A 12,990-nucleotide genomic window follows, 5' to 3' on the forward strand; every position below is an offset into this window, starting at 1 on the left:
TTATATTTTGCTCAACAATTGAGTAGGTGTATGATAGCCTACTATAGATTGTTTTAAATTGCCTTTTTCGTCTAGGACAACCATGGTAGGATAGCCAGGAATGCGCAAGAAGGTAGTTAATTCATGTGTAGCATTTCTTCCTTTTCTGCTTGCGTCAAAGTTCGGGTTGCTATATTTTTTACCATTATAGGTTACCGCTTCATTTCCTTCTGCATTGAATTTTACAGCATAATAGTTTTTAGTCACATATTCTGCAAATTTTGCATCACTAAATGTATTGCTATCTAGCATTTTACAGGGTCCACACCAATCGGTATAAACATCCATAAAAATAGGTTTAGGATCTTTTTTTTGTGCGGTTAAAGCGTCATTTAAAGACATCCATTTGATTTCTTGTGCTTGTGCAGTTAAGCCAACTAAAATCAGGGCAAATAAGAATGCGATTTTTTTCATTTGTAACGATTGAGTTTGTTTTTATTTTACACCGTGCATTAAGCGTTTCATCATTGGATTTAGCGCAATTACTAAAATACCAGCGACAATAGGTACGATTGTAAAAATAAGAAAAAAGCCAGATAAAGAGTATCTTTCTGTAATATTTTCAATCTGACCTCCTAGTTTAGCGGCTAAATTATTACCAATAGCAATAGCTAAGTACCACATACCAAACATAAATGCAATCATTCTTGGCGGAACAAGCTTAGAAACATAAGAAAGCCCCACTGGTGAAGAGAACAACTCACCTAAGGTATGAAATAAATAGGCAAAAACAAGCCACATCATCGAAACTCTGTTTCCTTCCGTTATGCCATTTGCTCCATACGCTAGTACACCAAATCCTAAAGCCATAATAATCAACCCTAACCCATATTTAATAGAAGCGGGAGGATTGTATTTAGAGTCCCATAGTTTAGATACTAAGGAAGCAAAAGCAATGATAAAAAAGGAATTTAAAATAGAGAACCATGAAGCGGTAATTTCTACTTGATTGTCTTTAATTTCTTTGATCTCTGCTTGTACAATATGAGGCGTATTATCTTGCGTAGTATGAGCTGAAATTAATTTAGCTTCTAATTCGTCCGTAAGAATATGATAGGTTCCTAGTTCTTCATAAATTTTAACCTTTGTGCCAACAATGTATTCTTCGCGATTAGAAATCGTCGTATTTTGATTTACTATTTTATCTCCTTCTTTCGCTTGAAAAGCCATAGAGATCGGTTGATAGTTATACGTTTCCTTTTTGTTTTCGTCGTATTTGGTTGTACCATCTTCATTTAAAGCAAGCGTTTCAACCGTTTGGTAATGCACTTCGTATGCGTGGGATGACCAATCCCTGTCTAACATCCAAACAACCGCTCCCCAAACCCCTAAAAAGGTTAATCCTAAAATGATATTTGAGATTAAAGCTTTTTTATAGGTTCTCTTTGCTAAAAGAATTAATACCCAGGAGATTAAAGCCAAAGGAATAATCGTTAACAGGGTGTTGAAAATTTTAAATAATAAAGCCGTATCTCCAGAAAGGACACGCTGTGTATTATCCCGTGCAAAAATTACTAAAGAAGTCGCCCCTTGCTCAAAACTCATCCAAAAGAAGATCGTAAAGAAAGCAAAGATAATTACAGCTATCATTCGATCGCGAACTATTTTTGCATAACGCGCAATACGCCAAATTACCAGTACCAAGAAGATAATTAATCCAAAGGCAATACCTACTGTAGAACCGTCTTGTCCTAGGATCGTTTCAGGGAACAGATTAATTCCAGCAACAATTCTAAATACATCATCAAACGCATACATTAACCCGATGATGGTTGTAATCACAATAAGAATATAATCGATTGCAGTAAAAGGATTGCGTTTTAAAGCATCTTTTTCATCCGCTTTCATATGCGTTGTATCAACGATTTCCTCTTTATCACTTCTTGATTCTTTGGAAGGAACATCACCAATATTGCCGAAAATTGGTTTTGCTAACCAGAACTGTAAGGTTCCTAGCAGCATAAATATTCCAGCTAATCCGAATCCCCAATGCCATCCAACACGCTCTCCTAAATACCCACAAAGCATCATTCCAAAGAAGGCGCCTGCGTTTACTCCCATGTAGAAAATAGTATAAGCTCCATCTTTCTTTTCAGGGAAGGATTTATACATTTCCGAGAGGATAGACGTCATATTAGGTTTGAAAAAACCAGTACCGATTACCAAACAACCCAAACCGATGTACATGAAGGTTTCTCCCTCAAAGGCCATGGCAGCGTGTCCTAAGGTCATAATCAACGATCCAATTACCACAGCCCAGCGATAGCCGATGTATTTATCCGCTAGTATACCTCCAAAAATAGGAGTAATATAAAGGAGCATGGCATAAGTAGCAAACAAGGCACCTGCATCTGCAACATTCCAACCCCAACCTGTATTAATTCCGACTACGGACATAGTTAAGAATTGAATCAATAAGACTCTCATTCCATAGAAAGAGAATCGTTCCCACATTTCGGTGAAAAATAATACAAATAAACCAGCCGGATGTCCAAGTACTTTGGTGTCAAAAAAATTCGGCTGCGTATTCGAGCTTGTTTGCATAGATCGTTGTTTTTTAAATTGGTTGAGAAAGATAACCATTTTTCTTTAGTTTAAAAGGCTATTTTTTTTGTTCTCAATAATTTTAATATAAAATCAATAAGTTATTTCTTGTTTTCTATCGGTTTTATCACCAATTTGTCATAGATGACTAAGGTGATAACAGAAAATAACCCAATGGCAAAAATCACATACCAAATTTTGTTTGGATTGTAAGTATTCCATAGCATATCAACCATTTCCCAATGTGACATACCTAATTTTTGTTCGGCTAAAGCGAAGTATTCATTTTTAGAAAAAGGAAAGTGGATTTGACTAATATCAATGGCTTTAGAAGCAGCAAAATCTTTGACTGATTGTGCAACAACTTGCCAATCTACAGATTCTGCTTTTAAGTTAAATTGCTTTTCAAATGCAGAAATAGACATGTTCAATGTTTTAGCCCCTTGTTCTATAAATTGTTCATGGCTTACTACTTCGGGCATTTCAATGCCTCTTCCTGTCATTTCTCTTTTTAAAAGAGATAATTTATCTGACCAAGATTGGTATAAACTTCCCGAGATAACACTCGTAGCGAAATAGCTCGCAGCAACAGGTAAGAAATAAGTTCCTTGGTATAAACCTTCTTTTCCTTTAGGCGTAATTAAAGCGATAAAAGACGAAACCGTAGGACTAGACATCATCTCTCCAACCGCAAAAATCATCGTACCTAAAATAGTGAAGATTGGATTATTGGTATAGAAAGTTAAGGCAATTCCGATACTTGCAATAATAGCACCTCGGATTACGGCATTAATATGGCGCATTTTGGTTACAAAGTAAGAGATACTCACCTGACAGATGATGATCATAAAGGAATCTATATTCGTGAACCACTCTGGTTTTACTTGTCCATCTTGCGTCATTAAGGTTCCTAACACTGGAATATTATCATTTAACCAAGTACTTAGAGCCGCTGAGTTTACCCAATCTTCAATAAAGTTAGGGAGGGTATTGAATAGTTGATTAAACATCGTCCAGAATCCAATCATCAATACCAATAAAATACCTAAGCGCACGTCTTTTAGGGCCTCAAAAACACCTAGAATAGAATCCTTGATGGCTTTTCCAATAGAATCTTTCGGTTTTTCAACCTTCGGTTCTTTGTAAAATAAAAGAAGTATGATTAGGTTGATAGCAATTACAATAGCTGCTTGAATGAAGATAATTTTCCATCCATAGGTTGTACGCAATCCGGATGACATAGCAGGTCCGATGAACCCCCCAATATTTACCATCATATAGAAAATACCAAAACCAAGCGTTCCCGTTGATTCATCTGTATTGCGAGCTATAATGGCAGAGGCTACCGGTTTAAAAAAGGCAGCACCAACGGCAACCAATAAGAAAACCATATATACACTCCAATACGTGTTTACTTCCCCTAGGAGATAATAACCACTAAGCATGATAATAAATGCGATTGTCAAGGAAACCTTATAGCCAATGCGATCGGCAATAACTCCGAAAACTAAAGGAAGGAAATAGAGAATACCTACAATATTTCCCATGATATTTCCCTTTTGTACATGGTCAAAGCCTAAACCTCCCGTATCCGTTGAACCAACTAAGTAGAGGCCTAAAAGGGTATAAATTCCGTACCATGCCCAGCGTTCCATGAGTTCCATAAAACTGGCAATCCAGAAGTTTTTATTGAAAGAGCGTAAAGTCTGCCCAAAGGATTTATTATTTTGTGACATGCGTATAAAAGAGTGTTAAAATTAAGAGGTGTAATTTAATTCCTATATTCTATATGGCAATGGATTCCATGTTAAAAAAAGGACTTAAAAACAAAAAAGTGGCTACTAAGCCACTTTTTTGTTTTATTTATATCAGAGAAGTAAGATGAGATTATCTAACTTCTTGCATTAATTTTTTCATGATTGGAGAAATGATAATTAAGAGTACCCCTGCAATTACAGCGTATATCGCCAATTCTTTATAGCCATCCGTGTAGGCAATTAAAGCATCATAATTGGTTGGGTTTTCCATTTCTTGTTTGGACATAGAAGCTCCAATAATACCAGCAACATATTGTCCGTAAGCACTTGCTAAGAACCACATTCCCATCATCATTCCTTGTAAGTTTGCTGTTGAAAGTTTAGTCATAATCGAAAGTCCAATTGGCGATAAACACAATTCACCCAAAGTGATGATTAACAAAGCAAAAGTAAAGAAATCCAAAGAAGTCATACCTGCAGCATCTGCGAAGAATCGAGTTCCAAATAACGCATAGAAACCAGCCCCTAGTAAGATAAACCCTAAACCAAATTTCATCACGGTATTTGGTTCAATTTTTTTCTTCGCCATCCAAATCCACAATAAACCTAATAAAGGTGCAATGAAGATAATGAAGAAAGCACCCCCCGAATTATTTACCCCATTTGGGTCTAAATTCATTCCCAATAGATCGGATTTCAAGTTTTGTGCAGCAAAGATGCTCAAAGAACCACCTGCTTGTTCGTAAATAGCAAAGAATAACACAGAAAAGAAAATAAATACCAAAGCAGCAATAATCTTTTTGCGCTCCGCTTTTGTCAATTTTGTCATTTCATAGAACAAATAAGCCAAAGCCAATGGACCAACGGTATACATAAAGTAAGCCGTGTAATCGGTATTGTCAATCATGAATACAATAACTGGAACCATCGCAAATGTCAAAGCATACGTACCAATCTCTTTCCATAAAGGCATTTTTTCTTTTTCTCCGTTTGCATTGGTTTGCATCGGTTGAAGTCCGATTGGACCTAAATGTCTTTTTGTAAAAATAAAGTTGATTAAACTGATACACATTACAAAGGCTGCTAAACCAAAGGCCACATTCCAACGGTGTGCTTCATCAATTGTTTCAGTAAAAATTTGACCTTTACCAATAGCAATACACAAATAGCCCCCTAATAAAGCACCTAAATTGATTCCTGCATAGAAAAGGGAAAAACCAGCATCTGTACGGTTATCGCCTTTTTTGTATAATTTACCTACCATAGTTGAAATATTGGGTTTAAAGAATCCCGTTCCAATTACAGTAAAGGCAATTCCTACGAAAAAGTAAGTATGCGGATCAATTGCCAAAATTAAACTACCTAAAATCATCATCGACCCACCCCAGAAAAGAGACTTTCGAAAACCTAAAATTTTATCTGCAAAGATTCCTCCTAAAAAGGTAAAAGCATAAACGAAGGCTTGTGTAGCTCCATACTGTAAGTTTGCCTTACCATGCTCGAAATCTAAATTGTGTATCATAAAGAATACCAGCATTCCTCTCATCCCGTAGAACGAAAAACGTTCCCACATTTCTGAGAAGAATAAGCTCCAGATTTGTTTAGGATATTTTCCCTCGAAATTCTGAATCTCTTCTAATGTTTGTGTTTGACTCATTGTTATAGTTTTTATTTATTGTGCAATGCACGGTGTATTAACGAACCCCGTGCATTAGTTTTTTCAATAATGGATTTACTAACATAACCAAGATTGCAGCTGCAGCTGGTATTATAGTAAATAAGAAGAAGAAGTGACTGAGTGAGTACTCTTCTTTGATATTTTCAATTTGACCTCCTAGGATAGCCGCAAATTTCTGAGCAATAGCTAGAGCTAAGTACCACATACCAAACATAAATGCAAGCATTTTTCCCGGTACTAATTTAGAAACATAAGACAAGCCAACAGGTGAAATAAATAATTCCCCTAAAGTATGGAATAAGTAGGTTAAAACTAAAAATATCATTGACATTTTTACACCATCTCCTAAGCCCATCGATCCAAGCCCTAAAACTAAGAATCCTACAGCAACTAAAAGCAAACCAATTCCGTACTTAAATGCAGCAGGTGGATTGTATTTAGAATCCCATAATTTGGATACCGATGACGCTAAAGCAATAATAAAAAAGGAGTTTAAAATAGAGAACCACGAAACGGTAATCTCAGAAACATCTTTTGAAAATTCAGCATTCAACATATAAATAGCCATCGCCCAAATCCCACCAAAACAAACGAATAAAATAACGTTTGATAAGGCAATTTTATTCCAGGTTGCTTTGGCTAATAAAATTAATACCCATGAAATGATTAACAAAGGAATAATCGTTAAACACGTATTGATAATATTAAATACCGTTAAAGCGGTTCCTTCTAAAGTACGGTCAACATAATCTCTGGCTACTAATACCAAAGAGGTTGCTCCTTGTTCAAAACTCATGAAGAAGAACATCAGGAAAAAGGCCAATAAAATAACGGCAAACATTCGATCACGGATAACTTTTCCATAACGCAGGATACGCGAGATCACCAAATACAAGAAGCATACCAAAGCTAAGACAGCCATAAGGTTTTGTCCACGTAAAAAAGAGGTGTCTAAGAAAGCGAATAGATCCATCACCTTGTTTTTGGATAGCGGATCATTGAAAGCGTATAATAAACCAATTACCGATACTAAGCCGATTAAAATATAATCAAGAAGGGTATACGGATTTTTAGTTTCTTCTAATTCTTTGATTTCTTCTTGCGTTTTAGCAACTGAAGTATCTTCTTTTTTCAATTCACCTAAGTCGCCAAATAGCGGTTTAGCTAACCAAAACTGGATCGTTCCCAACAACATGAAAATTCCGGCTAAACCAAAACCATAATGCCATCCTTTTGTTTCTGCTAAGTAACCACAAAGCATCATTCCAAAAAAGGCACCTGAGTTTACCCCCATATAGAAAATAGTATAGGCACCATCTTTCTTTGTAGGAAGTGATTTATACATTTCTCCTAACATAGAAGGCATATTTGGTTTAAAGAATCCCGTACCAATCACTAAGCAGGCTAATCCTACGTAGAACCAGATCTGAGAGATACCCTCTGCAGCCATCGAAGCATGTCCTAAAGTCATGATAATAGCTCCAATAATTACAGCCCAACGAGAACCAATGTATTTATCGGCAATTACTCCTCCCAAGATAGGGGTTAAATAAAGAAGCATGGCATAGGTACCATATAACGCTCCGGCTTGTTCTGCTGACCATCCCCAACCTGAAAACTCACTGCCAGAAAGCACTTGAGCGGTTAAGAATTGAATCAATAATACTCTCATTCCGTAGAAAGAGAAACGTTCCCACATTTCGGTAAAGAAAAGAACGAAAAGACCTGCTGGATGTCCTAAGACATTAGACTTAAAAAGGTCTGATTTAGTAGCTGTTTCTGCTGCCATTTACGTTAAGTTTAATATAGTTTGTTTCAAAATTTTAAAACGGTGTTTTATAGTTAGTCGTTGGTTGGGGTGTTATAGGTTGTTTAAGACGAAATTAGTCATCTTGGTGTAAAGTTGTAAGCGTGTATTTCCTCCGTAAATACCGTGATTTTTATCGGGATAAATTAACCAGTCAAAATCCTTGTTGTGCTGAACCAAGGTTTCAATTAGAGCCATGGAGTTTTGAACATGTACATTGTCATCTGCTGAACCGTGAACCAATAAGAAACGCCCTTTGAGTTGATCCGCAAAGAAATAGGGTGAATTGTCATCATAACCCGATGGATTCTCTTGCGGGGTTTTCATGTAGCGTTCGGTGTAAATAGAATCGTACATTCTCCAGTTAATTACAGGTGCTACAGCAAGGGCCATTTTGAAAACCTCATTGCCTTTTAGGAGACAGTTTGTAGACATAAATCCACCATAACTCCAACCCCAAATACCGATGCGATTTGCATCGACATAACTTTGTTTCGCTAAATACTTCGCTGCTTCAATTTGATCTTCAACTTCGTATTTACCCAATTCATATTGCGTTGTCTTTTTAAAATCCGCTCCTCTAAAACCGGTTCCTCTGCCATCAACGGTTACGACAATGTATCCTTTTTGAGTTAAAAGCGCATGCCAGTAGTCATTGGAATTCAGCCATTTGTCTGCCACTTCTTGAGAACCTGGTCCACTGTATTGATACATGAAAACAGGATACGTTTTCGAAGCATCAAAATCAACAGGCTTCATCATCCAAGCGTTTAATAAAACTCCATTAACAGTTGGAATTTGAATAAACTCCTTTTGCGGCAATTGATACGCTTTTAGTTTCGTTTCTAAAGCGGTGTTGTTCAAAATTTCTTTGACTACTTTACCTGTTTTACTTTGATGTAAGGTGTAAACAGGTGCTTTGGTCGTCGAAGAAAAAGTATTGATAAACACATCAAAATTTGGACTGAAAATAGCCGAATTGGTTCCCAATTGACTCGATAGAAGCTTTTTGTTTTTACCCGTTAAGTCAATGGAGTAAATATCTCTATAAATAGAACCTCTTTCTACGGATTGAAAGAATAATTTGTTAGCTTTAAGATCAAGGCCATAATAATCGGTAACCTCCCAGTTTCCTTTCGTGATCTGATTCAGGAGTTTACCTTCTTTGTTGTAATGGTATAAATGGTTGTATCCATCTCTTTCACTCATCCAAACAAAGTCATTATTAGCTAAAAAGGAAAGCGTATGTACATCGACATAAGCCTTGTCTTTTTCATTTAGAATTAGCTTTTTTGCAAGGGTCGTACCATCTACAAAAAAGACTTTTAAATCGTTTTGATGCCTATTGATTACTTGAACACTTAACTGTTTGGCATCATTGGTCCATTTGATTCGCGGAATATAGAAATCGGAAAATTCGGATAAATCAATGTTGTGATTTGCTGTTTTTGCTATATCATAAATGAATAAGGAAACGACTGCATTTTTTTCACCTGCTTTAGGATATTTGAAGGTATCTTGAGTCGGATATAAAGCGGATCCGTAGATATCCATTGAATATTCAGGAACCTCTGTTTCATTGAATTTGACATAAGCCAATTGAGTACTTGCTTGGTTCCAGTCAAACATGCGTACAATACTAAATTCCTCCTCATATACCCAGTCCGATATACCATTGATGATTTGATTTTTCTGACCATCTTGGGTTAGTTGTATCGTTTGTTGGGTAGCAATCGTGTAGATGTACAAATTGTTTTGATAGGCATAGGCAATCTTCGTACCATCTGGAGAAAATAAAGGCTCTAGGATAGGGTGATTGGCAATTTTTGTCGTCTGATTGGTTTTAGGATTAAAAAGATAGTAATCCGCTAAAAAAGAACGACGATAAATAGGGGTCGTATTGGTTCCAATTAAAAGTTGTTCTTCTTTAGAGTCAAATACATAACTTTCAATGGATTTGATTTCAGGAAAAGACACATTACTGAAAACCGTTTTTGTTTTTTCTAAAGTTGTAAAGTCATATAAATTAATAACTTGATGTTGTTCAGAAATACGTTCAATCCGCGCATATTGATTGTGAGTCGTTAACGTATTGACGGCCTGCATAGCCTCCGTTTTAAAGGTCCCATTCCAAATTTCTGATAGCTCAATATTCTTTTGGGCTAAACTAATTTGTGTGGCAATCACACAAATTAGAGAGGTTAGTATACTATATTTCATTGTCTATTTAGTCGAAAAAACTTCCAATTTTACTAAAAAAATATGGTTTATGCCAATTTTCATTCAGATTTATTAATAAAAACTTAAATTCATTGACGCGGTATTGCTAGAGAAAATCACAATACCTTGAATAAATAACACGGAATACTGATTATTTTCTTTTTTTAAGGGTCGTTGTTTAGATTATTCTTGCGTCATAGATAATTCACCTGTTTACTTTGTAAGGTTTTCAATAGTGTTCCTTCGACAATACGTTAAGAATCCCTCAACTATACTAGGATAGAAGCACTTTTGTCGAAGCAGTGTTGAAACAGTGTTGAAGTACTCTGGACGTATTTTGGAATTATGCCCTACCAACTCTCGAATTTATTCCCGCTTAGTGTAAAGAAATAGTAAACAGAACTTGCTTTGTTTTTTTTAGAAGATAGTAGGATAACTTTTATCTGCTAAATAGAATCATGTATCTTTGTAGCTAAAATATTTTTATCATGATAGGGAGTATAAATGGGTTTTCAAAACTGAGCAAAGAGGAGAAAATCAATTGGATAGCAAAAACATATTTAAACAACCAAGAAGCGGTCGTAGATTTAATCAAACAATATTGGAATTCAGATGTGGAATTGCAAAAATTGCACGATGAGTTTATTGAAAATACGATAACGAATTTTTATTTGCCTTTTGGTGTAGCTCCTAATTTTTTAATTAATGATACTTGGTATACGATTCCCATGGTGATTGAAGAGAGTTCGGTCATTGCCGCAGCAGCCAAAGCCGCTAAGTTTTGGGCAGATCGCGGTGGTTTCAAAGCCACGATTCTCGATACAGAAAAAATTGGTCAAGTTCATTTTATGTATAAAGGGGACAAGCAAAAATTAGAACAATTCATTCAGCATACTCAAGCCCAATTCTTAGAAGACACCTTTGCGATTACTCAAAATATGCAGAAACGCGGGGGGGGAATCCTAGCTATTACCTTGCGTGATAAAACACAAGAAATACCCAACTATTACCAGTTACATGTTACCTTCGATACGAAAGATAGTATGGGGGCGAATTTTATCAATTCGTGTTTGGAGCAAATGGCTTCGACCTTGAAGCGAGAAGCGATGCAGTATTCAGCCTTTTCGGATCAAGAGCAAGCGATTGATGTTGTCATGAGCATCTTGTCAAACTATGTTCCGAATTGCGTGGTTCGCGCAGAAGTTTCTTGTCCAGTGGAGGATTTAGAAGCAAGCGATATTAAGGATCCTGTACTTTTTGCAACGAAATTTGTACAAGCAGTTCGCATAGCAGAAATTGAACCTTTTAGAGCCGTGACGCACAACAAAGGGGTGATGAATGGGGTAGATGCGGTAGTATTAGCAACTGGAAATGACTTTAGAGCCATCGAGGCAGGGGTGCATGCATACGCCGCTAGAGATGGACAATATAGAAGCTTATCCCATGCTTCAATTGAAAATGGGATTTTTAAATTTTGGATTGATTTACCCTTGGCTGTTGGAACGGTTGGCGGATTAACTTCTCTACATCCAATGGTGAAAATTGCGTTGCAGCTCTTGCAAAAGCCTGGTGCCACTCAATTGATGCAAATCATTGCAGTTGCCGGATTAGCACAGAATTTTGCCGCAGTTAAATCACTAACAACGACAGGAATTCAACAAGGGCATATGAAAATGCACTTGATGAATATTTTAAACCAATTCAAAGCAACGAACGACGAGCGTGTGAAAGTAGTGGCGCATTTTGAAAAAAATATCGTCTCACACAGTGCGGTTGTTGAATTGTTGGAAACATTGAGAAAGGAGTAGCATGGAATTCTATAGCAATGGAAAACTGCTTATTTCAGGCGAATATGTAGTGCTAGATGGAGCGCTTGCCTTTGCCTTGCCCACTTCATTTGGACAATCCTTGCATATTGAGTCTATCGAAGAACCGAAGGTCTATTGGACGAGTTATGATGTGGATGGCGAAATTTGGATGCAAGAACAGGTGTCTATTAAACAACTCTTGAGTGAAGAGGAGGACATACACGGTTCAGCGTATATACAAACCTTAGTTAAGGTCTTGCGAGCAGCACATCAACAAAACCCTACTATTTTAAAAGTAAGCAGCGGTTTTAAAGTGGAAAGCAAATTGACTTTTCCTCGTTTATGGGGATTGGGTACTTCTTCTACTTGGATTAATAATGTAGCCCAATGGTTTACCATTAATCCCTATCAACTGTTGCAAGAATCTTTTGGTGGTAGTGGATATGATATCGCATGTGCTCGACATCGCCATTCCCTAGTGTATCAATTGACGAATCCAATTCACCCCAAGGTTGAATTGGCTGACTTTAACCCTCCATTTGCCCAACAGATTTACTTTGTTTATTTAAATGAAAAACAAAGTAGTAAAGCTGCGATTGTGGCTTATCGAGAAAAAAAAGGATTGATTCACAAGGAAATTCAACGCATTACTGAAATTAGTAACGCTTTGGCTCGTACCAATGACGTAGAAGTTTTTAAGGGGTTACTCGTTGAGCACGAAACTATTTTAAGTGAAATTTTAGAAATTCAACCCATTCAAAAACGATTATTTGCTGACTTCAAAGGCACGATTAAAAGTTTAGGCGCTTGGGGCGGAGATTTTGTTATGGCTGTTTCAGAAGAAGATCCAACCGACTATTTTAAAAACAAAGGGTATGCAACGGTATTGCCCTACCAAAAGATGATAACCCTACCAAAAAATAAGACATAACGCCTAGCTCAACTAGGCGTTTTTTTGTTTTAAAGCGCAATCTACTCCTTGTTTCATAGAAATGGAATGACAATTCTCTGCTTCTTTGTGCCTTTGACTGCGGATACTGAAAAAGAGGCTAGATGGAGGTACTCGATTCGTCGTTTTTTGAAGTTTTTACTACGCATACGATAAAAGTAAGCCCTAGAGGGTGAAGGGGTAAGGTA

General features: G+C 36.7%; 8 protein-coding genes. 2 read left to right on the plus strand and 6 right to left on the minus strand.

All coding sequences use genetic code 11. From position 1 onward, the window contains the following. The 6 genes from ACMHJ2_RS01970 to ACMHJ2_RS01995 form a co-directional block, all read right to left on the minus strand. Window positions 1–453, minus strand: coding sequence for a thioredoxin family protein (locus ACMHJ2_RS01970; protein ID WP_413511284.1), 453 nt, complete (start codon window positions 451–453; stop codon window positions 1–3). A 21-nt stretch (window positions 454–474) separates the two neighbouring features. Further along, window positions 475–2,583 carry a peptide MFS transporter gene (locus tag ACMHJ2_RS01975; RefSeq protein WP_413511285.1) on the minus strand — a complete coding sequence of 703 codons (2,109 nt, stop codon included), beginning with the start codon at window positions 2,581–2,583 and terminating at the stop codon, window positions 475–477. A gap of 101 nt (window positions 2,584–2,684) precedes the next feature. Beyond that, window positions 2,685–4,319: an MFS transporter gene (locus ACMHJ2_RS01980; protein WP_413511286.1), complete on the minus strand. Its 1,635-nt coding sequence runs from the start codon at window positions 4,317–4,319 to the stop codon at window positions 2,685–2,687. A gap of 151 nt (window positions 4,320–4,470) precedes the next feature. Continuing rightward, a complete protein-coding gene (locus ACMHJ2_RS01985; protein ID WP_413511287.1) occupies window positions 4,471–5,997 on the minus strand; it encodes a peptide MFS transporter in 1,527 nt (508 codons plus the stop codon). Between the two features lie 37 nt (window positions 5,998–6,034). Further along, on the minus strand, window positions 6,035–7,807 hold the full coding sequence (locus ACMHJ2_RS01990) for a peptide MFS transporter (RefSeq protein WP_413511288.1): 1,773 nt from the start codon (window positions 7,805–7,807) through the stop codon (window positions 6,035–6,037). A gap of 72 nt (window positions 7,808–7,879) precedes the next feature. Then, on the minus strand, window positions 7,880–10,045 hold the full coding sequence (locus ACMHJ2_RS01995) for a S9 family peptidase (RefSeq protein ID WP_413511289.1): 2,166 nt from the start codon (window positions 10,043–10,045) through the stop codon (window positions 7,880–7,882). A 488-nt stretch (window positions 10,046–10,533) separates the two neighbouring features. Here ACMHJ2_RS01995 and ACMHJ2_RS02000 point away from each other — a divergent pair, with 488 nt between their 5' ends. Continuing rightward, window positions 10,534–11,853, plus strand: a complete 1,320-nt coding sequence (locus ACMHJ2_RS02000) for a hydroxymethylglutaryl-CoA reductase, degradative (RefSeq protein WP_413511290.1) — start codon at window positions 10,534–10,536, stop codon at window positions 11,851–11,853. Between the two features lies 1 nt (window position 11,854). Further along, entirely contained in the window at window positions 11,855–12,784 is a 930-nt protein-coding gene (locus ACMHJ2_RS02005) for a GYDIA family GHMP kinase (protein ID WP_413511291.1), read from the plus strand. The last annotated feature ends 206 nt before the right edge of the window (window positions 12,785–12,990 follow it).

The organism is Myroides odoratus, assembly GCF_965118575.1.
Taxonomy (GTDB): Bacteria; Bacteroidota; Bacteroidia; order Flavobacteriales; family Flavobacteriaceae; genus Flavobacterium; species Flavobacterium odoratum_B.

Coding starts and splice junctions, on each gene's coding strand:
- ACMHJ2_RS01990 (WP_413511288.1), bottom strand. CDS start 7,807: ATGGCAGCAGAAACAGCTACTAAATCAGACCTTTTTAAGTCTAATGTC.
- ACMHJ2_RS02005 (WP_413511291.1), top strand. CDS start 11,855: ATGGAATTCTATAGCAATGGAAAACTGCTTATTTCAGGCGAATATGTA.
- ACMHJ2_RS01995 (WP_413511289.1), bottom strand. CDS start 10,045: ATGAAATATAGTATACTAACCTCTCTAATTTGTGTGATTGCCACACAA.
- ACMHJ2_RS01975 (WP_413511285.1), bottom strand. CDS start 2,583: ATGCAAACAAGCTCGAATACGCAGCCGAATTTTTTTGACACCAAAGTA.
- ACMHJ2_RS01985 (WP_413511287.1), bottom strand. CDS start 5,997: ATGAGTCAAACACAAACATTAGAAGAGATTCAGAATTTCGAGGGAAAA.
- ACMHJ2_RS01980 (WP_413511286.1), bottom strand. CDS start 4,319: ATGTCACAAAATAATAAATCCTTTGGGCAGACTTTACGCTCTTTCAAT.
- ACMHJ2_RS01970 (WP_413511284.1), bottom strand. CDS start 453: ATGAAAAAAATCGCATTCTTATTTGCCCTGATTTTAGTTGGCTTAACT.
- ACMHJ2_RS02000 (WP_413511290.1), top strand. CDS start 10,534: ATGATAGGGAGTATAAATGGGTTTTCAAAACTGAGCAAAGAGGAGAAA.